This window comes from Neobacillus sp. BP17 (assembly GCF_059579525.1).
In genome coordinates this window covers 4,240,686-4,264,604 of record NZ_CM184198.1, presented here as the reverse complement: position 1 = coordinate 4,264,604, position 23,919 = coordinate 4,240,686, and the positions used below count along the sequence as shown (strand labels likewise).

General features: G+C 37.8%; 25 protein-coding genes and 1 other annotated feature. Of the genes, 24 read left to right on the top strand and 1 reads right to left on the bottom strand.

Features of this window, described 5'->3' with window-relative positions; translation table 11 throughout:
- Position 1 precedes the first annotated feature (1 nt).
- Positions 2-676 (top strand): deoxyribose-phosphate aldolase, encoded by a 675-nt coding sequence (gene deoC, locus AC4QJR_RS20875; RefSeq protein ID WP_496524055.1) that lies wholly within the window; start codon positions 2-4, stop codon positions 674-676.
- A gap of 24 nt (positions 677-700) precedes the next feature.
- On the opposite strand, the gene AC4QJR_RS20870 is transcribed toward deoC, so the two are convergent.
- Positions 701-1,636: a Na/Pi symporter gene (locus tag AC4QJR_RS20870; protein WP_496524054.1), complete on the bottom strand. Its 936-nt coding sequence runs from the start codon at positions 1,634-1,636 to the stop codon at positions 701-703.
- A gap of 213 nt (positions 1,637-1,849) precedes the next feature.
- Between AC4QJR_RS20870 and rpsU the strand changes: the two genes are divergently transcribed.
- From rpsU to AC4QJR_RS20755, 23 genes are all read left to right on the top strand, one after another.
- Positions 1,850-2,023, top strand: coding sequence for a 30S ribosomal protein S21 (gene rpsU / locus AC4QJR_RS20865; RefSeq protein ID WP_015595024.1), 174 nt, complete (start codon positions 1,850-1,852; stop codon positions 2,021-2,023).
- 15 nt (positions 2,024-2,038) lie between these two features.
- Complete coding sequence (locus tag AC4QJR_RS20860; protein ID WP_496524053.1) at positions 2,039-2,485, top strand: GatB/YqeY domain-containing protein; 447 nt, start codon at positions 2,039-2,041, stop codon at positions 2,483-2,485.
- Positions 2,486-2,607: 122 nt separating this feature from the next.
- A complete protein-coding gene (locus AC4QJR_RS20855; RefSeq protein ID WP_496524052.1) occupies positions 2,608-3,243 on the top strand; it encodes an NfeD family protein in 636 nt (211 codons plus the stop codon).
- A gap of 15 nt (positions 3,244-3,258) precedes the next feature.
- Entirely contained in the window at positions 3,259-4,251 is a 993-nt protein-coding gene (floA, locus tag AC4QJR_RS20850; RefSeq protein WP_496524051.1) for a flotillin-like protein FloA, read from the top strand.
- Positions 4,252-4,283: 32 nt separating this feature from the next.
- Entirely contained in the window at positions 4,284-4,721 is a 438-nt protein-coding gene (locus AC4QJR_RS20845) for a YqfB family membrane protein (protein ID WP_496524050.1), read from the top strand.
- A gap of 87 nt (positions 4,722-4,808) precedes the next feature.
- The gene (gene yqfC, locus AC4QJR_RS20840) at positions 4,809-5,111 is read left to right on the top strand and encodes a sporulation protein YqfC (RefSeq protein ID WP_026563539.1); all 303 of its coding nucleotides are present in this window, start codon (positions 4,809-4,811) and stop codon (positions 5,109-5,111) included.
- Positions 5,108-6,301 (top strand): sporulation protein YqfD, encoded by a 1,194-nt coding sequence (gene yqfD / locus AC4QJR_RS20835; protein ID WP_098575542.1) that lies wholly within the window; start codon positions 5,108-5,110, stop codon positions 6,299-6,301. Before yqfC ends, yqfD begins: the two co-directional genes overlap by 4 nt.
- The gene (locus AC4QJR_RS20830; RefSeq protein ID WP_098575541.1) at positions 6,298-7,266 is read left to right on the top strand and encodes a PhoH family protein; all 969 of its coding nucleotides are present in this window, start codon (positions 6,298-6,300) and stop codon (positions 7,264-7,266) included. The genes yqfD and AC4QJR_RS20830 overlap by 4 nt, the downstream gene beginning before the upstream one ends.
- A 204-nt stretch (positions 7,267-7,470) precedes the next feature.
- The gene (locus AC4QJR_RS20825) at positions 7,471-9,642 is read left to right on the top strand and encodes an HD family phosphohydrolase (RefSeq protein ID WP_496524049.1); all 2,172 of its coding nucleotides are present in this window, start codon (positions 7,471-7,473) and stop codon (positions 9,640-9,642) included.
- Complete coding sequence (gene ybeY / locus AC4QJR_RS20820) at positions 9,639-10,109, top strand: rRNA maturation RNase YbeY (protein ID WP_098575539.1); 471 nt, start codon at positions 9,639-9,641, stop codon at positions 10,107-10,109. The genes AC4QJR_RS20825 and ybeY overlap by 4 nt, the downstream gene beginning before the upstream one ends.
- Positions 10,093-10,473, top strand: coding sequence for a diacylglycerol kinase family protein (locus tag AC4QJR_RS20815; protein ID WP_496524048.1), 381 nt, complete (start codon positions 10,093-10,095; stop codon positions 10,471-10,473). Before ybeY ends, AC4QJR_RS20815 begins: the two co-directional genes overlap by 17 nt.
- Positions 10,474-10,739: 266 nt before the next feature.
- The gene (gene era / locus AC4QJR_RS20810) at positions 10,740-11,663 is read left to right on the top strand and encodes a GTPase Era (RefSeq protein ID WP_496524047.1); all 924 of its coding nucleotides are present in this window, start codon (positions 10,740-10,742) and stop codon (positions 11,661-11,663) included.
- 155 nt (positions 11,664-11,818) lie between these two features.
- Complete coding sequence (locus AC4QJR_RS20805; protein WP_066257674.1) at positions 11,819-11,962, top strand: YqzL family protein; 144 nt, start codon at positions 11,819-11,821, stop codon at positions 11,960-11,962.
- Positions 11,963-11,996: 34 nt separating this feature from the next.
- A complete protein-coding gene (recO, locus tag AC4QJR_RS20800; protein WP_496524046.1) occupies positions 11,997-12,749 on the top strand; it encodes a DNA repair protein RecO in 753 nt (250 codons plus the stop codon).
- A 50-nt stretch (positions 12,750-12,799) separates the two neighbouring features.
- Positions 12,800-12,985 (top strand) — a binding site (T-box leader).
- 65 nt (positions 12,986-13,050) lie between these two features.
- Entirely contained in the window at positions 13,051-14,433 is a 1,383-nt protein-coding gene (locus tag AC4QJR_RS20795) for a glycine--tRNA ligase (RefSeq protein ID WP_375375065.1), read from the top strand.
- 119 nt (positions 14,434-14,552) lie between these two features.
- Entirely contained in the window at positions 14,553-15,173 is a 621-nt protein-coding gene (gene ccpN / locus AC4QJR_RS20790) for a transcriptional regulator CcpN (protein WP_098575536.1), read from the top strand.
- 33 nt (positions 15,174-15,206) lie between these two features.
- Positions 15,207-16,016, top strand: coding sequence for a pyruvate, water dikinase regulatory protein (locus tag AC4QJR_RS20785; protein WP_098575535.1), 810 nt, complete (start codon positions 15,207-15,209; stop codon positions 16,014-16,016).
- 598 nt (positions 16,017-16,614) lie between these two features.
- Positions 16,615-18,423: a DNA primase gene (gene dnaG, locus AC4QJR_RS20780; protein WP_496524045.1), complete on the top strand. Its 1,809-nt coding sequence runs from the start codon at positions 16,615-16,617 to the stop codon at positions 18,421-18,423.
- A gap of 42 nt (positions 18,424-18,465) precedes the next feature.
- Positions 18,466-19,596, top strand: coding sequence for an RNA polymerase sigma factor RpoD (rpoD, locus tag AC4QJR_RS20775; protein WP_098575532.1), 1,131 nt, complete (start codon positions 18,466-18,468; stop codon positions 19,594-19,596).
- Positions 19,597-19,974: 378 nt separating this feature from the next.
- On the top strand, positions 19,975-21,114 hold the full coding sequence (locus tag AC4QJR_RS20770; protein WP_375375620.1) for an acyl-CoA dehydrogenase family protein: 1,140 nt from the start codon (positions 19,975-19,977) through the stop codon (positions 21,112-21,114).
- Between the two features lie 196 nt (positions 21,115-21,310).
- Positions 21,311-21,676, top strand: a complete 366-nt coding sequence (gene cccA, locus AC4QJR_RS20765) for a cytochrome c550 (protein ID WP_098575530.1) — start codon at positions 21,311-21,313, stop codon at positions 21,674-21,676.
- Positions 21,677-22,085: 409 nt separating this feature from the next.
- Complete coding sequence (locus tag AC4QJR_RS20760; protein WP_496524044.1) at positions 22,086-22,805, top strand: tRNA (adenine(22)-N(1))-methyltransferase; 720 nt, start codon at positions 22,086-22,088, stop codon at positions 22,803-22,805.
- Complete coding sequence (locus AC4QJR_RS20755; RefSeq protein ID WP_496524043.1) at positions 22,792-23,907, top strand: Nif3-like dinuclear metal center hexameric protein; 1,116 nt, start codon at positions 22,792-22,794, stop codon at positions 23,905-23,907. The genes AC4QJR_RS20760 and AC4QJR_RS20755 overlap by 14 nt, the downstream gene beginning before the upstream one ends.
- Positions 23,908-23,919: the final 12 nt, after the last annotated feature.

Genomic DNA, 23,919 nt, shown 5'->3' with positions numbered 1-23,919 from the left:
CATGGCTACTAAAAATATTGCTGCAATGATTGATCACACCCTACTGAAGCCAGAAGCGACAAAGCAGCAAATTGAAGCACTTTGCCATGAGGCGAAGGAATATAAATTTGCTTCGGTTTGTGTAAACCCTACATGGGTAAGTACCGCAAAAGAATTGTTGCAAGGTAGTGGAGTGATGGTTTGTACCGTAATCGGATTTCCATTAGGGGCAACCACTTCTGAAACAAAAGCATTTGAAACGAAAAACGCAATTGATCATGGCGCGGAAGAAGTGGATATGGTCATTAATATTGGAGCCCTCAAAGATGGTAACGATGAATTAGTGGAAAACGATATCCGAGCTGTTGTTGAGGCTGCAAAGGGTAAGGCACATACGAAGGTGATTATAGAAACTAGTCTGTTATCAAAAGAGGAAAAAATTCGAGCCTGTGAGCTATCTTTAAAGGCTGGTGCAGATTTTGTTAAAACTTCCACAGGATTCTCTACAGGTGGAGCGACGCCAGAGGACATTGCCTTAATGAGAAAAACAGTCGGTCCAGACATGGGTGTAAAAGCATCTGGTGGGGTTAGAAGTACAGAAGATGTCCAAAAAATGATTGAGGCCGGTGCAACTAGAATTGGAGCAAGTTCAAGTATCGCGATCATCAATGGACTTACAGTGACTTCCAATTATTAAAAAAGACGGCGAAAGCCGTCTTTTTTAGGTGATTTTAGATGGTCTATCATGTAAAAATAAAATCATCTTGCCAAATCTTGTTGCAAAAGGTAAGACAATTATCGAAGTTACTACATTAAAAATGACGCTAATATGTGCTAATTGTACATTTTTGGTCTCTGCAAGAAGTGGAGCATTTTCAGTAAGTGTTGGGATTAGTGGGATAAACACCAAAACCCCAAATACATTGAGCCAAACATGGGCAAATGCAGCTAATCTCGATTCCTTGCCGCCGCCAATCGAAGCAATTAAAGCGGTGATACAAGTACCAATATTCGCACCAAGGACAATAGCTATACCTGCATCTAGCTGCAAGAGTCCGGTTAATAAAAAACTCATTGCAATTCCAGTCATCGCAGTACTCGATTGAATAATGGCTGTAATAATTGTACCAGTTAACAGGCTTAAAAGAATATGATCATTAATGGAAAGGATAAAATTATTGATAAAATTCATAGATGTTAATGGGACTGCAAGCATCTCGAAACCTTTCATAGCTGCAAAAACAGAAGAGATACCAAATAGCAGCATCCCGATACTTCTTGCTTTTTTATTTTTTAATAAAATAAGCAGAGCTCCGCAAATGGCGAGAGGAACGAGAACTTTATCAATATTAAAGGTAATTAATTCTGTTTTAAAGGTAGTTCCAATATTTGTGCCGAGAATTATTCCAATTGACTGAGGGAAGGTCATTATTCTTGCTGAAATTAACCCAATTGTAATTACCATTACGGCAGTACTACTTTGTAAAAGTGCAGTAATAAATGTCCCTGTTAACATCCCTTTTAAAGGAGTATTAGTAAGTTTAATCAGCCACCCCTTTAATTTGTTGGCCGATAAATTAAACAGTGCAAATCGCATAATGGTCATCCCAAAGATAAATAATAAAATGCAAAGAACAAATAATAATATGTATAGCATTATACGGCCCCCTCGCTTCATTGTATGGTTGTACTATGAGGGACATGCCAGTTTTTAAGGAAATAAAGACAAGTCTTCATTTAATTGAATAAAAAAATAAAAAGCTTGTTTTATCAATGCGAATTTCAGTTGACCTTGTATCAAGGTTATATTATAATTGCAAGGTACATGGATTGAATGTAAGTGTGTTGTGTTCGGAGGGAGGGAAAGAGAATGTCTAAAACTGTTGTTCGTAAAAACGAATCGCTTGAAGATGCTCTTCGTCGCTTCAAACGTACGGTATCTAAATCTGGTACTATACAAGAAGCTAGAAAGCGCGAATTCTATGAAAAGCCTAGCGTAAAACGCAAGAAGAAGTCTGAGGCTGCTAGGAAACGTAAGTTCTAAGAGAGGGTGTATGTAATGAGTCTTCTCGAGCGTTTAAATAATGATATGAAGCAAGCGATGAAAAATAAGGAAAAAGACAAACTCTCAGTCATTCGGATGGTGAAAGCTTCATTGCAAAATGAAGCTATTAAGCTCGGTACGAAAGAGCTTGCCGAAGATGTTGAGTTAACAGTCCTTTCTCGCGAAGTAAAACAACGCAAAGACTCCCTCCATGAATTTGGTAAAGCTGGTCGTGAAGACCTAGTTGATAAGTTGCGCACGGAGTTGGCTATTGTTGAATTATATATGCCAAAACAGCTTTCTGAAGAGGAACTGGCAGAGATTGTTAAAGAAACGATTTCTGAAGTCGGCGCAAAATCAAAAGCAGAAATGGGAAAAGTGATGTCTGCGATTATGCCTAAAGTTAAGGGTAAAGCAGATGGGGCACTTGTAAATAAACTTGTACAACAACACCTTTCATAGTATTCTGACATAAAGACTGCAGGTCAATGGCCTGCAGTCTTTTTAATTTTAATAATGAAACTTAATTCATTTACATACGTAATAAGTATAGTCGAGACTAAAGAAAGAAAGGGGGCTCTCGAATGACACAATTTCTTACTGACCCGATTGTTGTAACCATCCTTTTATCGATTGCGGGAATCGGAATTGTACTGGAGCTATTTTCAACAAAGTTTGGTGTGGCAGGATTTATCGGTGTGTTAGCGCTCATATTATTCTTTTATGGCCATTTCCAAGCGGGTCTTGCGGGCTATGGCACCTTACTATTATTTGTGGCAGGTTTAATCCTTATATTCCTCGAGTTCTTTTTACCAGGAGCTATTGCCGGTACACTAGGTGTGGCTGCATTAATATTAAGTCTTTTTTTAGCAGGTGAAGATACGATCCAAATCGGCGTATCTATCTTAATAGCTATTTTCTTATCCGTATTAATTTTCTTTATGATGATTAAAATTTTTAATAAAAAACTTGTTCTATTTAATAAAATGGTCCTATTTGATTCAGCAAGGAAAGAAGATGGATATGTCTCCAATATTAACAGGACTGATTTGTTGGGAAAAGAAGGTTTCGCCCTAACAGTATTGCGGCCTGCTGGAACTGTTATTATTAATAATGAACGAGTCGATGTAGTTAGTGAAGGCGGCTTTATCGAGCAGAACGCTCTTGTTAAAGTGATAAAAGTCGAAGGGGCACGTATTGTTGTAAGAGAGTTAAATTAAAAAGGGGGTTTAAATATGTTAGCAAGTAACGGAACAATTTTTATTATTGCTGTTGTAGTAGTTGCCTTACTATTATTTGGAATCTTATTATCATTTGTACCGGTCATGCTGTGGATTTCCGCACTGGCAGCAGGTGTACGTATCAGTATCTTTACCTTAGTTGGAATGAGGCTTCGGAGGGTAACCCCAAGCAGGGTGGTTAATCCCCTTATAAAGGCCCATAAAGCGGGTTTAAACGTTACCACTAATCAACTGGAGAGCCATTACCTAGCCGGCGGAAATGTTGACAGAGTCGTAAATGCTCTAATTGCTGCACACCGGGCTAATATTGAATTATCCTTTGAACGTTGTGCTGCTATTGATCTAGCTGGTCGTGATGTTTTAGAAGCGGTTCAGATGAGTGTTAACCCAAAAGTCATTGAGACGCCATTTATCGCTGGTGTGGCTATGAATGGGATTGAAGTAAAGGCAAAAGCAAGAATTACTGTTCGTGCTAACATCGAACGACTTGTTGGTGGTGCCGGGGAAGAAACGGTGGTTGCTCGTGTCGGGGAGGGTGTTGTCTCTACCATCGGTTCGTCAGATAGTCATAGCAAAGTGCTTGAGAATCCAGATCTGATTTCCCAAACTGTTCTTTCCAAAGGCCTTGATGCTGGTACGGCCTTTGAAATCCTCTCCATCGATATTGCGGATGTAGATATCGGTAAAAATATTGGAGCTGAATTACAAACAGAGCAAGCAGAAGCAGATAAGAAAATTGCTCAAGCGAAAGCAGAAGAGCGCCGGGCGATGGCAGTGGCTCTAGAACAAGAAATGAAAGCAAAGGTTCAAGAGATGAGGGCAAAGGTTGTAGAATCTGAGGCAGAGGTTCCACTGGCAATGGCTCAAGCACTTAAATCGGGCAATATAGGTGTAATGGATTATATGAACTATAAAAATATTTCAGCAGACACTGATATGAGAGGTTCTATCGGTAAGATGACTGGAGACAAAAAAGACGGACAATAATCCACTTTGGGATATGAAAGGGGTGGAGATTATTGGAAAGCATACTATTTATGATTATCATCGGTATTGCTTCTATGGTTTTCCGTAATGCCAAAGGGAAGAAAGGAACAACTAGAAACAAAACATTTTCAAAGGAAACTTTTGATGAAATTCGAACTTTGGTAAAAAAACAACTGGATTTTGAGGAATCTCGAACAACTGGACCCTTACCATCAAAGAATATTCCAGATACTCCAAAAGATAATCTTGAAAATAAATACCTTCAACTAAAACAAAAGCCTGAGGTCAATCGGATCGGAATGTCCGTTGGCCAACAAAAGGCTGAAAAAGTAGATGTAAATCCTAGACCGGTAGAGGACAGCAACATCGCCCTAAATTCCGATGAAAAAACGCTCATTAACAGTATTATTTGGGCTGAGATTCTTGGGGAACCACGGTCAAAAAAACCATACCGTCCGAGAAACAGTTAGTGGTAAATCAACTTAGTTAATACGAAAAAGGTGTGCTAGAACGTCCTTTCATTTCATAAATATGAGATGAAAGGGGGTTCTTTTTTTATGGCGAAAAACTGGGCCGGGCGGGTTCGTAACTGGATGGCTAAAAAAATGGATCTTCCTCAAGATGTCATGATGGATTTACCCCGTATTACGATGATCGGGCAAATTCATGTCTATATTGAGAATCATCGAGGGTTGTTGGTATTTACAGATAAGGAACTTCGCTTGCTGTTAAAGCAAGGACAGTTATTAATAAAAGGAAAATCCTTTGTGATTAAAACCATTTTACCTGAAGAAATTTTGCTAGAAGGGAAAATTGATCAGGTCATTTATATAAATGAAAATCCGGGAGGAACAAAATGAATAACCAGTGGATCGAATTTTTTAATGGCAGGGTTACTGTAAAAGTATCAGGAAAGGGCACTGAACGTTTTATTAATGTCCTGACAAGAAATGATTTTCCAATCTGGAATATCAAAAGACATGGAACCGAGACAATAACGTTTAATATGAGGCTTAAAGATGCCAAGAGTATCAGGCGATATGCGAGGAAAAGCAATTGCTCAGTATCCTTTTTACGAAGGAACGGGCTTCCTTTTTTATTTCGCAGAATGTTGAAAAATAGTGGCTTTATAGCAGGTGCAGGAATTTTCTTGTTCCTATTATTGCTTCTGTCTAATGTTATCTGGGGAATAGAAATAAAAGGCGCAAAACCAGCAACAGAGTACCAAATCCGTAAAGAGTTGGACAAGATGGGCGTAAAAATTGGAAAGTTACAATTTTTTGTAGATAATGTGGAAGGTATTCAGAGGAAACTGACTAATAATGTCGGGGACTTAACATGGGTTGGTGTGGAGTTAAAGGGGACAACCTTTCACCTCCAAGTAGTTGAAAAAAATGAGCCCAAAAAACCCGAGCATTTATCACCGCGGAATCTTATTGCGAAAAAGAAAGCAATAATAGTTAATATGTATATTGAAAATGGTCAAAAAATGGTGGATATTCATGATCACGTAGACAAAGGTCAACTCCTTGTTTCAGGTGCATTTGGACAAGAAGATAGCCCAGAATTGGTTGCTGCTAAGGGTGAGGTCTGGGGCGAAACATGGTATAAAAGTCACGTTGAACTCCCGTTAGAAACCAACTTTAAAGTTTTTAACGGTAAAGAAAAGGAAAAACATTTTATATTACTTGGCAATTTTGAACTCCCAGTTTGGGGGTTTGGTAAGCCAGAATTCAGTAATTATGAAACAGAAGAGAATGTTCATAAAATTCATTTCTTGAAGTGGGAATTACCAGTTTCTTACCTCAATAAGACCCTTCGCGAGCGAGAAGAGGTGCAGCGTTCTTATACTAATAAAGAGGCGCAGCAAATAGCAATTGAACTTGCAAAAAAACAAATAAAAGGGCAGTTAGATGAAGATGCTATTATAAAGGATGAAAAAATTTTACACAAAGCAAATAAAAATGGTAAAGTTATACTGGATATTCATTTTAAGGTAATAGAAAATATTGCGGTCGGACAACCGATTTCCAAGGAGACTAGTGAATGACAGAAAAGTTAACTACCATAAGTGTACAGCTTGAAAATCCTGCAGAAGCAATTAGTTTGCTAGGGAATTCAGATTCCAATTTAAAAATCATTGAACAGGAACTTGGAGTCACAGTCATTACTCGTGGTGAAGCAGTTAGTTTGTCAGGGGACGAAGAAAAAGTTACTCTGGCAGGGCAGATTCTTAATAAATTAATGATCGTGATCCGTAAAGGGATAAATATTAGTCAAAGAGACGTCCTGTATGCTGTGCAAATGGCGAATGCAGGGACATTGGAATATTTTGTGAATTTATACGAAGAAGAAATTGGCAAAAATGTAAAAGGAAAAACTATTCGAATTAAAACACTTGGTCAAAGACAGTATGTGATGGCCATCAAAAAAAATGACCTTGTATTTGGGATTGGGCCTGCTGGAACGGGTAAAACCTATTTAGCAGTTGTCATGGCTGTTAACGCTCTTAAAAATGGACAGGTAAATAAAATAATTCTAACAAGACCAGCAGTTGAGGCAGGGGAAAGTTTAGGCTTTTTACCAGGGGACTTAAAGGAAAAAGTGGATCCATATTTACGGCCATTATACGATGCACTTCATGATATATTGGGGGCAGAGCATACACAAAGGTTAATGGAAAGAGGGACGATTGAGATCGCCCCGCTTGCTTATATGAGGGGACGTACATTGGATGATGCATTTGTCATCTTAGATGAAGCCCAAAATACAACACATGCACAAATGAAAATGTTTTTAACAAGGCTTGGATTTGGGTCTAAAATGGTTATCACTGGGGATCAAACACAAATTGATTTGCCAAAAGGGGCAAAATCCGGCTTAGTTGCAGCGGAAGCAATCTTAAAAAATGTCAACGGAATATCGTTTATCTTTTTAGAGCAAACGGATGTTGTTCGACATCCGCTCGTTGGCAGAATTATTGAGGCATACGAGAAGAAGGCAATTCAACAATAACAAGGGGGTAAACCTATAAGGTTTGCCTCTTTTTTTCTAAAAAAATGTAATGAAAACAAATCTTCTCCTAAAGAAGGTGAAACTTGTACGAAAAACTGTTATCATTTTACATGAAGCAAAAACAGTGAAAATATGACAATTATTGAGAATTGATTTATGAACAATTTGAATCTTTTTTCAAGGGCAGTGGTTGGAGGGATATAGTTGGGTAAACTTCAGCAATACTTCATACGGATACGTAAGCTGCTGGATATAACTTTCTTTCTAGTACTATTCTTTATAATGTTAGGTACCGTGTTATTAGCAGCAATGTATAGTAATGTAAAACCTGAGAAATTAGATTTAAGCCTATTTTCAGTTGCGGAAAAAACAATTCGTTCACCAGGAACAGTAGAAGATAGAAAAAGTACAGAAAATAAGCGTAAAGAAGCAATAGATCAGGTTCAGGATGTCTATACCTTAAAAAAAGAATACACACAAAATCGAGTGGATTTAATTAGCTCCATTTTTCAAGCCACAGTTGAGATGAATGATGAAATAAAAGAAGAAATAAACAAGCATGCTGAGTTAGAAGCAGAAGAAAAACCTGATAAAGCTGAACCAAGTGATTCGGAAAAAATGGACAGGTTAAAAGCGAAATTAACACCAAATGTCTCCAAGGGACTTTCTGATCAAGTCTTTGTTGCTTTAGTACAAGCCAATCCTGATGAATTATCGATTGCTAAGGATTTAACTGTTACAGCGATTAATAATGTAATGGCCCAAAGGATTTCTGCAGATGATGTTGAGAATGCCAAGAAAAGAGTAGAGGAAGAATTAAAATACACCACCTTGAATGATAATTTAAGAAGGGGTGTCATCGAATTAGGCAGGTATGCTATTATTCAAAATGAGTTTTATGACCCTAATGCGACCGAGGAACTTAGGCAGCAAGCAGTAGAAAGTGTGGAACCTGCCAAAATTCTACAGGGGCAAATTATTGTTGAAGAAGGAGAGTTAATTAACCAGGATATTTATCGGCAATTAAAGTTGGTCGGTCTCCTTGATAATGAACGACCCTTCAAACCCTTTATTGGCTTAATCGTTCTAATAACGATTATTTTATCAGCTATCTATTTTTATTTTTCTCAAATTAAGTCTATACCAGGAAAAAAGCAGACGGACTTGTTATTATTTGGGATAATATTCATCCTTACGATACTTATAATGAAAATCATCAGCATGCTGCAAATTTTTAATTATGCTGGAATTGGCTATTTATTCCCTGCTGCTTTAGGAGGGATGTTAATTAAAATATTAATTGATGAAAAGTTAGCCACGCTAATGTCTATTATCATGGCGGTTTGCGGCAGTATTTTATTTAATGAAGGGGTTACGGGGACTTTAAATTTTTCAGAGGGTATCTATATCCTATTCAGTTCCTTGGCGGGTATCCTATTTTTAAGTAAACTTAATCAACGGTCGAAAATCTTTCAGGCAGGCTCCTTTGCCGCACTCGTAAACCTGTTAACTATCTTAGCGTTAATGTATTTGCCGAATGGGCAATTTACTGGAATTGAGTATGGATATTATCTAATTACAGCCCTTGTTTCAGGAATAGGTTCAGCGGTACTAACTATTGGACTCCTTCCTTTTTTTGAGGCGAGTTTCGGAATCTTATCAACGATGAGGCTAATCGAACTTTCTAATCCCAACCATCCATTGCTTAGAAAAATTTTAATGGAAGCACCAGGTACATATCATCATAGTGTGATGGTCGCTAATTTAGCGGAATCTGCTTGTGAAGCAATTGGAGCGAATGGTCTTTTAGCGAGAGTAGGAAGTTATTATCATGATATTGGAAAAACAAAGCGCCCGAATTTTTATATTGAAAATCAGATGCATCTTGAGAATCCACATGATCGCCTCCCGCCAGATAAAAGCGCGAATATTATTATCGCACATGTAACAGATGGATCTTCTATTTTGAAAAAATACAATATGCCCAAGGAAATTATTGATATTGCCGAGCAGCATCATGGAACTACCTTGCTAAAATTCTTTTACCACAAAGCAGCCCAAGCTGATACTGAAGTTAAGGAAGAAGATTATCGATATCCTGGACCTAAGGCACAAACAAAAGAGTCTGCAGTAGTTGGGATTGCTGATAGTGTAGAAGCGGCTGTTCGCTCTTTATCCCAGCCTACGCCTGAATTAATTGAGTCACTAGTTAAGAAAATTGTTGCGGATCGTCTTCAAGATGGACAATTAAACGAATGTGATCTCACTATGAGAGAAATTGAAACGGTTTCTGAAGCGTTATGTGAAACTTTAAAAGGGATTTTTCACTCCAGAATTGAGTATCCAGAAATGATAAAGAAGGTGAAGCAAGCATGACATTACTAATTGATTGTATTGATGAAACTGAAACACTTACAGAAGAACAAATGCTTGAAATCGAACGGGTAATTAACTTTGCCGCAAAAAAACAGGATGTGGAAGAGCATAGTGAGGTTTCTGTCACATTTGTTTCAAACGAAAGAATTCAAGAAATAAATCGAGAATACCGGGATAAAGACAAGCCAACAGATGTTATCTCGTTTGCGATGGAAGAACTAGGGGAAGGTGAAATGGAATTTGTAGGAGCCGATATGCCTCGGGTTTTGGGTGATATCATTATCTCTGTTCCAAAAGCAATCGAGCAGGCAGAAGAATATGGGCATTCTTTTTTACGTGAACTTGGTTTTCTAGCTGTACATGGATTCTTGCATCTCCTGGGTTATGATCACATGACGGCAGAAGAGGAGAAAGAAATGTTTACATTGCAGAAGGATATTTTAGACGAATATGGACTCAAACGCTAAACCGGCACAGTATGGGTTTTTAAGGTCATTTTCGTTTGCATTTGCGGGGATTGCAACTGCCCTGAGGGGCGAGAGGAATATGCGCTTCCATTTTTTTAGTTCGATTGTTGTTTTACTTATTTCTTTTTATTTTTCAATTACTAAATTTGAATGGTTATTCATCCTTATGGCAATTGGAGGAATGTTTGCGCTGGAAATAGTGAATACAGCTATCGAAAGAGTAGTAGATCTCGTTACAGGAGAATATCATTCCTTGGCAAAACAGGCGAAAGATTTGGCGGCTGGCGCCGTCTTTGTATATGCCGTTCTTTCATTTGTCATTGGGATTGTGATCTTTTTACCTTATATTCTAGAGTTATTTTAGATAGTTAGAATAGGGGATTCGACGAAATTTGAAATCGAATAATGAATTCGGTAAAATGACTCTACAGCGAAAAAAAGTGGACTCGCTAATTTATGAGAAAATTCTAATTTTTTAATTTTTTTCATCTATATGTAATGATTTTCAATGGATTTTGAGGTAAAATAAAGGAACAGCAGACATCTGCTGGAAGGGAAGAACACGAGTGAATATCGAACACCTAATTGAAGAAGCAACAGTATGTGTTACTGTAACATCGGAGGATCTCCATGTTAAATAATGAGAACTCCAGCAAAGGTTATAAGTCAGGTTTTATTTCTATAATTGGCCGGCCTAATGTCGGGAAATCTACGTTTCTAAATCGGGTGATTGGCCAAAAAATCGCGATCATGAGTGATAAAGCGCAAACCACTCGTAACAAAATCCAAGGCGTGTTAACAGTAAATGATGCACAGATGATCTTTATTGATACGCCAGGAATTCATAAACCAAAGCACAAATTAGGCGATTTTATGATGAAGGTAGCAGTGAATACGCTTAAAGAAGTAGACTTGATTTTGTTTATGGTGAATGCCGAAGAAGGGTTTGGCCGTGGCGAAGAATTTATCCTTGAAAAGTTTCAAACCGTTAATACGCCAATTTTTCTTGTCATTAATAAAATTGATCAAGTTCATCCAGATAAATTATTGCCAATTATTGAATCATATCAAGAAAAATATCCATTTAAAGAAATTGTCCCCATCTCAGCGCTTGAAGGTAATAATGTCGAAAGATTGCTCGAGCAGATTAAGTCTTTCTTGCCAGAGGGACCACAATACTATCCAGCAGACCAAGTGACAGATCACCCGGAACGTTTTATTATTACAGAGCTTATCAGGGAGAAAGCCCTTCACTTAACAAGAGAAGAAATTCCACACTCACTTGCTGTTGTTCTTGACAAAATGGAGCAACGAGAGGGTAAGGACATGATCGATGTCATGGCAACCGTAATTGTTGAACGTGATTCCCAAAAAGGAATCATAATTGGAAAGCAAGGAAGTATGTTAAAAGAAATTGGGAAGCGTGCACGGGCAGATATAGAAAATCTTTTAGGGTCTAAGGTGTATTTAGAGTTATGGGTAAAAGTTCAAAAAGACTGGCGTAATAAGATGTCCCAGCTTCGAGATTATGGTTTTAACGAAGATGAATATTAATTAACCCTAACTAAAGTATTACTGTTTATTTCAAATTATGCATGGACAACATTAACAAATATTTCGTCTTATGATTTTTGCGCTGGCAGGCTATGATAATTGTAAGGTTTGGGACCGAATAACAGCTAGTCTAAATATGAAAGGTGGGGTTTTCGATGATGGATTTTACGTGGAAAGTATTCCTCCAAACAGGTAATATTGACACATATCTTCTCATTAAAGAACTAGAGAAGGAAAACCAGGAAATACCCGGAAATCTGAATGATGAGCTAGCACAAATCGATTTTCCCGTTTCATAAGTTTGTCTTCGTGCTACTTTAGAAGGTGACAATAATGCTTCAGAAGTGTGAAGGCATTGTTATTAGAACAACTGATTATAGTGAAACAAATAAAATTGTAACAATATATACTAGGGAATGGGGAAAGGTTGGAGTCATGGCTCGTGGTGCAAAAAAGCCTAACAGCCGCCTTTCCTCCATCACACAGCTTTTTACACATGGTTATTTTCTAATTGCAAGAGGGTCTGGTTTAGGCAGCCTGCAGCAGGGAGAAACGGCTACATCATTACGGTCGATTGGTGAAGACATTTTTTTAACTGCTTATGCTAGTTATATTGTCGAATTAACGGATAAGTGCTCGGATGAAAAGAAACCAAATCCTTTTCATTTTGAGTTGCTTTTTCAAACATTAAATTACTTAAATGAAGGTTATGACCCAGATATCCTCATGAATATTTATGAGATGAAAATGTTAAATGTGATGGGTTTGAACCCAATCTTAAATCAATGTTCCGTTTGCGGGAGTACAGACGGACATTTTTCTTTTTCGATTCGTGAAGGCGGGTTTCTCTGTCATCGATGTCTAGAAAAAGATCCTTATCATCTTAAACTATCTGCTGCTGCGGTTAAATTATTAAGGGTATTTTATTATTTTGATCTTTCAAGATTAGGGAATATTTCTGTTAAAGAAGAAACAAAAGCTGAACTTAAGAAGGTAATTACTGCCTATTATGAAGAGTATTCTGGTTTGCACCTTAAATCCAAGAAGTTTCTAAATTCCATGGATAAATTTCGCAATCTCTTATAATCGCCTAGTTGACAATGTTTGGAGTTTTCGCTATTATTTTCATTAATAAAATAATTGCAGTGATGGAGAAGAGTACTTAGTCATCCTCTATAAAAGCGAACCTAGGATAGTGTAAGCTAGGGTATAGAGAACTAACGAAGGCGTTCCTGAGCAATATTTGTGTTTATTAACACGATAAAAGAGGCTGCTTCTTAGCAGCAATTAGGGTGGAACCGCGGGTAACTCTCGTCCCTATGCTAATCTAGCATAGGAACGGGAGTTTTTTTGTTTGAATCAAATTTATTTTAAAGGAGCAATTTCTATGAATGTAACAATGGAACAAATCGTTTCACATGCCAAACACAGAGGATTTATTTTTCCTGGTTCAGAGATTTACGGAGGTCTTGCCAATACTTGGGATTACGGTCCGTTAGGTGTTGAATTTAAAAATAATATTAAGCAGGCATGGTGGAAAAAATTCGTCCAAGAGTCACCATATAATGTCGGTTTAGATGCGAGTATTTTAATGAACCCGCGTACTTGGGAAGCATCTGGCCATATTGGGAACTTCAATGATCCGATGATAGATTGTAAAAATTGTAAAGCACGTCATCGTGCCGATAAATTAATTGAAAATGCTCTCGATGAAAAAGGCATTGAAATGATTGTCGATGGCTTACCATTTGAAAAAATGGAAGAGTTGGTGAAAGAGCACAATATCGCTTGTCCAGATTGTGGCAGTCATGACTTTACTGGAATTCGCCAGTTCAACTTAATGTTTAAAACTTTTCAAGGAGTAACAGAATCAAGTACAAATGAAATTTTTCTTCGTCCTGAAACAGCCCAAGGTATCTTCGTTAATTTTAAAAATGTCCAGCGGACGATGAGAAAGAAAATGCCATTTGGTATTGCTCAAATTGGGAAGAGTTTCAGAAATGAAATTACTCCGGGTAATTTCACTTTCCGAACAAGAGAGTTTGAACAAATGGAACTTGAATTTTTCTGTAAGCCTGGTGAGGAGTTGAAATGGTTTGATTATTGGAAGCAATTTGCTGAACAATGGTTAATGTCATTAGGCCTTACAAAGGAAAATTTAAGACTTCGCGACCACTCTGAGGACGAATTGTCTCATTACAGTAATGCTACAACTGATTTTGAATTTAAGTTTCCGTTTGGCTGGGGCGAACTTTGGGGGGTTGCTTCAAGAACAGACTATGATTTGAAGCAGCATATGGAGTATTCTGGTGAGGACTTCCATTACCTCGATCCAGAAACAAATGAAAAGTTTGTTCCTTATTGTATTGAACCATCTTTAGGAGCAGACCGTGTTACTTTAGCATTCTTAATTGATGCTTATGATGAAGAACAGCTTGAAGATGGTACTTCTAGAACGGTCATGCATTTCCATCCTGCGTTAGCTCCCTATAAGGCAGCGGTTCTTCCGTTATCAAAGAAATTGTCAGAAGAAGCACGTGAAGTTTTCGCGACCCTGGCTAAACATTTTTCAGTTGATTATGACGAATCAGGATCGATTGGAAAACGCTATCGTCGGCATGATGAAATTGGTACTCCGTTTTGTATTACCTATGACTTCGACTCTAAAGAAGATAATATGGTTACAGTTCGTGACCGTGATACAATGGAGCAAAAGCGTATCTCGATACATGAACTAGTTAGCTTCTTGCAAGAAAAGATGATGTTTTAAGAGGAAACTCGCCAATTGGCGAGTTTTCTTAATAGATTCAATAGTATATAATATTTCTAATAAAGTAAGTATCTTGAGATAAAAACCTTTCTAAATGGGAAACTAAGGTGGTGTGAACAATCGAACTAACCAAACGGCAAGAACATATTTTGCAAATTGTAAAAGAAAACGGGCCTATCACAGGGGAACATATTGCAGAGCAACTAAGTTTGACTAGGGCGACCCTTAGACCGGATCTTGCCATTCTGACGATGGCAGGTTATTTAGATGCAAGGCCCCGTGTAGGTTATTTTTATACTGGGAAATCAGGGACACAGCTTTTAACCGAAAATTTACAAAAAATATACGTGAAGGAATATCAGTCTATCCCTGTTGTGGTGAATGAAAATATTTCCGTTTATGATGCCATCTGTACGATGTTCCTGGAAGATGTGGGAACCTTATTTGTAGTAGATCAAAACACCATTCTTGTTGGAGTATTATCAAGAAAGGATTTGCTCCGTGCTAGTATAGGGAAGCAAGAACTAACCACCATTCCTGTTAATATTATAATGACAAGAATGCCTAATATCACTATGTGTGAACGAGAAGATTTATTAATTGATATCGCTAAGAAATTAATTGAAAAACAAATCGATGCACTTCCAGTGGTTCGGAAAACAGAAAATGGATTTGAGGTTATCGGAAGAATAACCAAAACAAGTATTACCAAAGCGTTCGTCGCACTGGGTGATGAGTAACAAGATAATATGTTAAGGGGTTGTTGAGGGAGAATGAGTTCGCCAATTATTTATGTCGTATCCGATTCAGTGGGGGAAACAGCTGAATTAGTTACAAAAGCAGCAATAAGCCAATTCAATGGCTCAGGAATGATATTAAAACGATTCCCATATGTGGAAGATAAGGAACATATTGATGAAGTTCTTTCACTGGTTTTATTAGATAAAGCAATGGTTGCATTTACGCTGGTCAAACCTGAAATGCGTACATATATTAAAAATAGAACTGAACAGGAAGGGATTTTAGCTGTCGATCTAATTGGTCCAATTATGGATCAGATTCAACAGTTTAGTGGAAAAACACCTTTATGTGAACCAGGACTTGTTCGAAAATTGGATGAAGATTATTTTAAAAAAGTCGAAGCAATCGAATTTGCCGTTAAATATGATGATGGTCGTGACCCGAGAGGAATATTAAAAGCAGATATTGTATTAATAGGGGTTTCAAGGACTTCAAAAACACCACTTTCACAGTACTTAGCTCATAAAAGATTAAAGGTAGCAAATGTCCCGCTTGTACCAGAAGTGGATCCGCCAGAAGAACTCTATAGAGTTCCAATCGAGAAATGTTTTGGTTTGAAAATAAGTCCTGAAAAGTTAAACCATATCAGACGGGAACGGTTAATTTCTTTAGGCTTAAATGATAAGGCAAGTTATGCTACGCTCGACAGGATTAAAGCGGAATTAATCTTTTTTGAGAAAGTAGTACAGAAAATAAATTGCCCAGTTATTGATGTTACCAATAAAGCGGTAGAAGAAACAGCAAATGTTATCTTAAATTATTTTCATAAAGGGAGAGTCTAGCACATAATCATTTGATTATGTGTTTTCTACTGAGAGAAAGTGCAATAATAATGATAAAAAGTTATGGTAAAATGATAATAAATGTACTATAATAAAAAATTGTGATAAAAATATATCTTTTTAGGTTTAGACTTGCTTATGAACGAATAAACTATTTATTGTTAGATGTCAAGGGGACCCCCTAAAAAGAATTCGACATAACTCCTTTTGCAAAAGTTATTTCTTAAAGAAGGAATATGCGGAGTAATGTAGAATTAATACTTATGTAAACGGCAATTCGACTATTTATGCCGGTGTAGATTCATGCCCGGATTAAACGGAGATTGTCGAAATAGTGTTGGTGTTTAGTCCTCATATTCTTTTTGCTGCTTTCTACGTTCATCATATGAAAGAAGAAAACTCTACATATACAGACTGGAAATATGTTGATGTGCACAAGCAAGAAAAAGGGGGATTTATGGAAAGGAACCAAGACTTTTTCAAACAGAAGAGCGTGAAAAATTTAAGACAGAATTAAATTCCAAAAATTTTGTCGAATTTTGCAGGAATTAAGAGGGTGCCTGCCGAATACCTGATAGACCAAATGGAGTTGTTTTACATGGCAGAACGTATTGCCGAAGAAAAGATTAATCAAATTCGTCAGTCTGTTGATATTGTCGAAGTAATCAGCGATTATGTTCAACTGAAAAAACAGGGGCGAAATTACTTCGGATTATGTCCATTCCATGGAGAAAGCACCCCGTCATTTTCAGTATCTATTGATAAACAAATTTTCCATTGCTTTGGTTGCGGCGCTGGTGGTAATGTTTTTTCATTTCTAATGGAGCTAGAAGGGATCTCCTTCCAAGAAGCAGCCATAAAACTAGCTGCAAAGGCTAATATAGACCTTGAAATCAATTTGTCTGGCGGATATGGTGAGAAAAAGTTTTCGGAAGAGCACCAAGCATTTTTAGGTGCTCATGAGCTGTTACAGAAATTTTACCATCATTTGCTAGTTAATACAAAGGAAGGTCAACATGCTTTGGAATATTTGCTGCAGAGGGGATTCACTCGAGAATCAATAGATAAGTTTCAAATTGGGTATTCTTTAAATTCATGGGATTATGTTTTTAAGTTTCTTTCAAAAAGAGATTTTCCGCCTGAATGGATGGAGAAAGCCGGATTAATTATCAAACGCGAAAGAGATGGGACTTATTTCGATCGATTTAGGGATCGGATTATGTTTCCGATTTTTGACCGAAACGGCAATACGATTGCTTTTTCAGGAAGAACACTTGGGGCCGACGAGCCCAAATATTTAAATAGTCCTGAAACGCCAATCTTTAATAAAAGTAAAATTTTATACAATTACCATAATGCGAAGCCAAGTTTAAAAAAATCGCAATTTGCTGTTTTATTTGAGGGATTTGCTGATGTTATTTCTGCAAATCGCGCTGGTGTGGAAAATGGTATAGCCACGATGGGGACTTCCTTGACAGATGAACATATAGCCCTCTTACGGCAAAATGTCCAATCCGTAACCATTTGCTACGATTCTGATAAACCCGGAATTGAGGCAGCCTATCGTGCTGGAAACCATCTTAGTAATGGTGGATTTCAAGTAAAGGTTGCGATGATGCCAGATGGAATGGACCCAGATGAATATATTAAAAAGAATGGTCCCGAAAAATTCCGAAATGAGGTTATTAGTGCAAGTCTAACGTGGATGGCGTTCAAATTTCTTTACTTTCGCAGGGGGAAAAATCTGCAAATTGAAGGAGATAGACTTGCATATATCGAAGTGTTAATAAAGGAAATCAGCACTTTGAATAAAGCAGTTGAAAGGGATCACTATTTACGTCAACTTGCCGCTGAATTCTCACTTTCACTTGATGCTTTAAAACAGCAGCAAAAGGAGATATTCTTCGCAGAAAAAAGAAAATCAACTGGAAGTAAGCAAGCTGCAAATAAGCCTATTTTAGTCCCAAAGCAAGATAGCAAACTTAAGCCAAAGCATTATACAGCAGAGAGACGATTAATTGCTCACATGTTAAAGGATCGAGATGTGGCTTATAAGGTGCAGGATTTGTTACAGGGTAATACGTTTAATATTGATGAACATCAGGCAATAATAACCTATCTGTTAGCATTTTATGAAGAACATTTCCAGTCTGATTCAAGTGCGTTTTTGTCCTATATACAAGATGATAATCTCAGACGAATGGTTGCAAACATTGAAATGATGCCCATTAACGATGAGTTAACAAATCATGAATTAAGTGATTATATCAAACAGGTGTTGAATTATCAAAAATTGTTAAAGATAAAAGAAAAAGAAGTGGAACAAAAAGAAGCGGAGCGGCAAAGTGATTTTAGTAAAGCTGCTGCAATTGCAATGGAAATTCTTCAATTGCGTAAATCTCTATAGATTCCATTTTTACTGTCTTTGATTCTGGAAGGAGTGGGACATATGGCTGCTGAAAAATCAGCCCGTTCAAAAGAAGTGGAAAATGAATTCACTTTTGAACAAGTGAAAGACCAGTTAACGGTACTGGGGAAGAAAACCGGCGTCCTTGCCTATGATGATATTGCTGAGAAATTGGCTAACTATGAATTAGATTCTCACCAAATGGAAGAATTTTTTGAGTTCCTCGGTGACCAAGGTATTGAACTAGTTGGCGATAGTGAAGAGGAAGATCCAAATCCTAAGCAATTGGCAAAAGGTGATGATGATGAATTTGATTTAAACGATCTTAGCGTTCCTCCTGGAGTTAAGATTAATGATCCGGTTCGTATGTATCTAAAAGAAATCGGCCGGGTTGACCTGCTTTCCGCTGATGAAGAAAAAAAATTGGCTCTCCGTATTGAACAAGGTGATGAAGAAGCCAAGCGACGCCTTGCAGAGGCAAACCTAAGGCTGGTAGTAAGTATTGCCAAGCGTTATGTGGGCCGCGGAATGTTGTTCCTTGATTTAATCCAAGAAGGAAATATGGGATTAATTAAGGCCGTTGAAAAATTTGATTATCAAAAAGGTTTTAAATTCAGTACGTATGCAACCTGGTGGATTCGCCAAGCGATTACACGTGCAATTGCTGACCAGGCGAGGACGATTCGTATTCCTGTGCATATGGTTGAAACGATTAATAAATTAATCCGTGTTCAGCGTCAGTTACTTCAGGATCTTGGCCGTGAACCAACGCCAGAAGAAATTGGTGAAGATATGGATCTCACACCTGATAAGGTTAGAGAAATTTTGAAAATCGCCCAAGAGCCTGTATCACTTGAAACACCAATTGGTGAAGAAGATGATTCCCATCTAGGTGATTTTATTGAGGACCAAGATGCAACCTCTCCTTCAGAACATGCTGCTTATGAATTATTAAAAGAGCAGTTGGAAGATGTCCTAGATACACTTACTGACAGAGAAGAAAATGTCCTCCGCCTGCGTTTTGGACTGGATGATGGCCGAACTCGTACACTTGAAGAGGTTGGTAAAGTCTTCGGTGTTACACGGGAACGTATCCGTCAAATTGAAGCTAAGGCATTAAGGAAATTACGCCATCCTAGCCGCAGTAAGCGATTAAAAGATTTCTTAGAATAAAATTCATTAATAAATAGTTTACTTCATCATTTGAAGTAGGCTATTTTTTTTGCCAAGCATACGTAATATCATAAATGGAAATGTAAGCACTTTCTGTATTTGAATCCATTTTACTGAATTGTCTCTCATTTTGCAAATAGACATGAGAATTTCCTGACATGGTTTTTTATCTTTTACTTTTGTAAAAAAGAGATAGAATTTGTTTTCCATTAACAGGATAGTGAAATATTTTAGTTATCCGTTATCATTGATTGAATTTTTGTTATATCCATATAATAGAATATTTTTAAAAATTTTTAAGTATTGTGAAATAAAGATAATTCCTCTTATAATAGTAAAGAAAGCGCATTCATTTGGTTTTTGATAAGGGGGATGAACATGAATTTTGACTTAACTTCTGAGCAGGAAATGATAAAGAGAACAATGCGTCAATTTGCGGAAGAGGAAGTCGCACCAAGTGCGATTGAGCGAGACCGAAATAAACAATTTCCAGTAGAAATATTTAAAAAATTAGCTGAAATGGGCATTATGGGACTGCCTTTTCCTGAGGAATTCGGCGGGGGAGGAGCAGATACAGTCAGCTTTGCGATTGTAACCGAAGAGCTAAGCCGAGCATGCGGCTCGACAGGGATTACCTATTCTGCTCATATTTCTTTAGGAGGGGCACCACTAAATTTATTTGGCACCAAGGAGCAAAAGTTAAAATATCTAACTCCGATTTGTACTGGGGAATCATTTGGTGCGTTTGGGCTTACAGAGCCTAACGCTGGATCTGATGCTGGCGGGACTAGAACATCTGCACGTGAAGAAGACGGTATGTTTGTCATAAACGGAAATAAATGTTTTATTACAAATGCTAGTTATGCCAAGCACCTTTCGTTAACGGCCATTACAGGAGAAAAGGACGGAAAAAAAGAAATAAGTGCAATTATTGTTCCAACTAGTACAGATGGATTCTCTATTATTGATAACTATGAGAAAATGGGCCTGCATTCATCAAATACAACCGAATTAGTGTTAGAGGATGTACGAGTGCCTGTTGAGAACCTTTTAGGCAAGCGTGGAGAGGGCTTTAAACAGTTTTTAATAACGTTAGACGGTGGTCGTATAGGAATTGGTGCGATGGCTGTAGGAATTGCTCAGGGGGCTTATGAAAAAGCTTTAGCCTATGCAAAGGAAAGGAGACAGTTTGGGAAGTCTATTTCCTCTTTCCAAGCTATACAGTTTAAGCTTGCTGATATGGCCATGAAGATCGAATTGGCCCGGAATATGGTGTATAAGGCAGCCTGGTTAAAGGATCAAGGAAGACCATTTTCAAAGGAGTCAGCAATGTGTAAACTCTATGCATCAGAAATTTGCATGGAAGTGACTGACCAAGCTGTTCAAATTCATGGCGGTTATGGTTATATGAAAGAATATCATGTGGAGCGAATGATGAGAGATGCAAAGCTGCTTGAAATTGGCGAAGGTACTTCAGAGGTCCAAAGAATGGTCATTTCAAGGTTAATTGGATGTTAATAAGATAAAAGAGTGAAATATAGAACAGGCTAAATTAGAAAATTTTACAAATTTAGCCTGTTTTCTTTTTTTTATGAAGATTATAGTGATAAAATAAGTTTAGGGCTTTTCCTTCTGTTCTTTTTCGAGTAAAATAGTAGTTGTTTGCAGACTATTTTCATATTTACTGACGTTCGTACATAAGGGAGGTAATATCATGAAGCGAAATCCGGTTATTCCTTACGTTCTTATCATGGCTTTTGGAATTGTGCTGATGCTAATTTTGTCTTTCAAAGGTCTTGGTGATAGTAAAGAAATTGCGAAGGATAAAGGAGAAGGCACTGAGAAAACTGAGGTTGCCGCATCAAAGCCTGAGGACATTTACAAGCAATCTTGTATTGGCTGTCATGGCGATCAGTACCAAGGGGTTGTAGGACCATCACTTAAAGGTGTAGGCAGCAAGTATTCTAAAGAAGAAATTATGACCTTTGTAACAAAAGGTAAGGGTACAGGTATGCCAGCAGGACTTGTTCCAGAAGAACAAGCAGCTGCAATGGCAGACTGGTTAGCAACAATTAAATAATTAGAAAAGCGGAAGTGCCCGTTTAACTGCGTATGGACTGGAGCGCTTCGACTGAGATAAAGGAAACACGAAGAGCAATAGTGATTCGATGTTGACTTATCGTAGGGAGAAGAGCGAAGTCCACTAGCAGTTGGGCACTGGAGCTGGACAGTAATCTAAGTTCAGTGTTTAACTTTCGTATCTTTTAGAAAAGGTCCTTTGCATCTGTAAAGGACTTTTTTTATACTATAACGAAAAGCGGAAGTGCCTTGATCAGGGGCGACGGGCATAAGACGAGCCGGCGAGAAGGTTGTTCTTTAACCTTCTTGACGGATTGGCTTACGACCCCGAGCCCCTAGGCACTGGAGCTGGACAATTCTAAAAGTTCAATGTTTTGGATTTAATAATTTTTATTAAAGTGGTGGTATGATTGAATACAGATAAATTGTCAGCTAGGCTGGCAGCGGTTGCTAAATATGTTCCAAGTGGGGCGAGGGTTGCAGATATTGGCTCAGACCATGCATATTTACCTTGTTTCCTAGCGAAAAACAAAGGGATATCATTTGGAATTGCAGGTGAAGTTGCAGTAGGTCCATTTCAATTAGCTGAAAGAAATGTATTAGCAGAAGGATTGACGGATATCATTTCGGTGCGAATGGGTGATGGTCTAGAGGTTATTGAAGATGGAGAAGTCGATTGTATTACTATCGCTGGAATGGGCGGGGCTTTAATTGCGAGTATTTTAGAGAATGGTAAAGAAAAGTTAACCTCAGTCAAGCGCCTTGTCTTACAGCCCAATATTAATGCTATTTCCATTAGGCAATGGTTTATAGAAAATCATTGGGAGCTTATTGCGGAAGAAATACTTGAAGAAGATGGGAAAATATACGAGATATTAATCGGAGAAAAGGGCGACCCGTATAAGCCGTATAATAAAAATCAAGATTTAGGGCTATTAGTTGGACCTTTCCTTGTTGAAGAACTGGATGAGACTTTTAAGAAAAAATGGACGGCAGAACTGAATAACTGGAAACGTATATATAAGGCACTAGAATATGCAGCACAATCTCCTGAAACGGAAGATAAAAAGCAAGAAATCATTGGCAAAATTAAGCTTGTACAGGAGGTTTTAATGGATGAAAATTCCTAATGGCCATGAAGTCATTCAATTGATTGAACAGTTTTCACCAAAAGGATTGGCGATGGAGGGCGATAAGATTGGATTACAAGTCGGTCGTTTAAATAAAAAAGTAGAGCGAATCATGATTGCACTCGATGTCCTTGAAAATGTTATCGATGAGGCGATTGCAAAAGATGTCCAACTCATTATCGCTCATCATCCGATTATTTATCGTCCCCTTAAGAATTTATTAACGGAATCCGTTCAGGGGAAAATCATTGAAAAATTATTGAAACACGATATTGCTGTTTACGCAGCGCATACGAATCTTGACATAGCAACAGGCGGGGTAAATGATCTGCTTGCAGCAGCACTAGAGCTGGAAAGTACAGAGGTTCTAGTACCTACATTCGAAACTAATCTTAAGAAATTAGTTGTTTTTGTTCCAGTCAGTCATGCAGAGGATCTCAGGAAGGTTCTTGGAAATGCAGGTGCAGGATTTATTGGGAACTACAGCCATTGTTCATTTTCCGGAAGTGGTACGGGACGATTCTTACCAGGAGAAAATACGACTCCATTTCTTGGTGAAACAGGCCGTTTAGAAGAAGTAGATGAAGTGAGGATTGAGACGATTGTCCCAGAACCTATTCTTAAAAAGACAATAACGGCCATGATCAAAGCCCATCCATATGAAGAAGTGGCCTATGATGTCTATCCACTTGAAAACAAAGGAGAAGTACTCGGTCTTGGACGTATCGGAAAAGTTCCAGAAATGACATTAGAAGAATTTGCGGAAAAAGTTAAAAAGGCATTAGAAGTTTCTCATGTCCGAGTGGTTGGGGATTTGTCTTCAAAAGTTAAAAAGGTAGCTGTGTTAGGTGGAGATGGGAATAAATACTTTATGAATGCCAAGTTTCAAGGGGCAGATGTATATGTTACGGGGGATATTTATTATCACACCGCACATGATGCAATGATGCAAGGCTTGAATATGATTGATCCAGGTCATAATGTTGAAAAAGTAATGAAAAAAGGGTTAACAACAGTTCTACAGAAGATGTGCCATGATACAGGTTTTGAAGTGGAGATTTTTCCTTCTGCTGAAAATACCGATCCATTCCAATTTATATAAAAGAAAAGAACC

Excerpts from the sequence above, each read along its gene's own strand:
- yqfD (WP_098575542.1), top strand. The coding sequence starts at position 5,108 with ATGAATAACCAGTGGATCGAATTTTTTAATGGCAGGGTTACTGTAAAA.
- deoC (WP_496524055.1), top strand. The coding sequence starts at position 2 with ATGGCTACTAAAAATATTGCTGCAATGATTGATCACACCCTACTGAAG.
- recO (WP_496524046.1), top strand. The coding sequence starts at position 11,997 with ATGCTTCAGAAGTGTGAAGGCATTGTTATTAGAACAACTGATTATAGT.
- rpsU (WP_015595024.1), top strand. The coding sequence starts at position 1,850 with ATGTCTAAAACTGTTGTTCGTAAAAACGAATCGCTTGAAGATGCTCTT.
- AC4QJR_RS20860 (WP_496524053.1), top strand. The coding sequence starts at position 2,039 with ATGAGTCTTCTCGAGCGTTTAAATAATGATATGAAGCAAGCGATGAAA.
- AC4QJR_RS20785 (WP_098575535.1), top strand. The coding sequence starts at position 15,207 with ATGAGTTCGCCAATTATTTATGTCGTATCCGATTCAGTGGGGGAAACA.
- AC4QJR_RS20795 (WP_375375065.1), top strand. The coding sequence starts at position 13,051 with ATGAATGTAACAATGGAACAAATCGTTTCACATGCCAAACACAGAGGA.
- AC4QJR_RS20815 (WP_496524048.1), top strand. The coding sequence starts at position 10,093 with ATGGACTCAAACGCTAAACCGGCACAGTATGGGTTTTTAAGGTCATTT.
- ybeY (WP_098575539.1), top strand. The coding sequence starts at position 9,639 with ATGACATTACTAATTGATTGTATTGATGAAACTGAAACACTTACAGAA.
- cccA (WP_098575530.1), top strand. The coding sequence starts at position 21,311 with ATGAAGCGAAATCCGGTTATTCCTTACGTTCTTATCATGGCTTTTGGA.
- AC4QJR_RS20805 (WP_066257674.1), top strand. The coding sequence starts at position 11,819 with ATGATGGATTTTACGTGGAAAGTATTCCTCCAAACAGGTAATATTGAC.
- AC4QJR_RS20770 (WP_375375620.1), top strand. The coding sequence starts at position 19,975 with ATGAATTTTGACTTAACTTCTGAGCAGGAAATGATAAAGAGAACAATG.
- rpoD (WP_098575532.1), top strand. The coding sequence starts at position 18,466 with ATGGCTGCTGAAAAATCAGCCCGTTCAAAAGAAGTGGAAAATGAATTC.
- dnaG (WP_496524045.1), top strand. The coding sequence starts at position 16,615 with ATGGCAGAACGTATTGCCGAAGAAAAGATTAATCAAATTCGTCAGTCT.
- floA (WP_496524051.1), top strand. The coding sequence starts at position 3,259 with ATGTTAGCAAGTAACGGAACAATTTTTATTATTGCTGTTGTAGTAGTT.
- AC4QJR_RS20755 (WP_496524043.1), top strand. The coding sequence starts at position 22,792 with ATGAAAATTCCTAATGGCCATGAAGTCATTCAATTGATTGAACAGTTT.
- AC4QJR_RS20855 (WP_496524052.1), top strand. The coding sequence starts at position 2,608 with ATGACACAATTTCTTACTGACCCGATTGTTGTAACCATCCTTTTATCG.
- AC4QJR_RS20830 (WP_098575541.1), top strand. The coding sequence starts at position 6,298 with ATGACAGAAAAGTTAACTACCATAAGTGTACAGCTTGAAAATCCTGCA.
- yqfC (WP_026563539.1), top strand. The coding sequence starts at position 4,809 with ATGGCGAAAAACTGGGCCGGGCGGGTTCGTAACTGGATGGCTAAAAAA.
- AC4QJR_RS20870 (WP_496524054.1), bottom strand. The coding sequence starts at position 1,636 with ATGCTATACATATTATTATTTGTTCTTTGCATTTTATTATTTATCTTT.
- era (WP_496524047.1), top strand. The coding sequence starts at position 10,740 with ATGTTAAATAATGAGAACTCCAGCAAAGGTTATAAGTCAGGTTTTATT.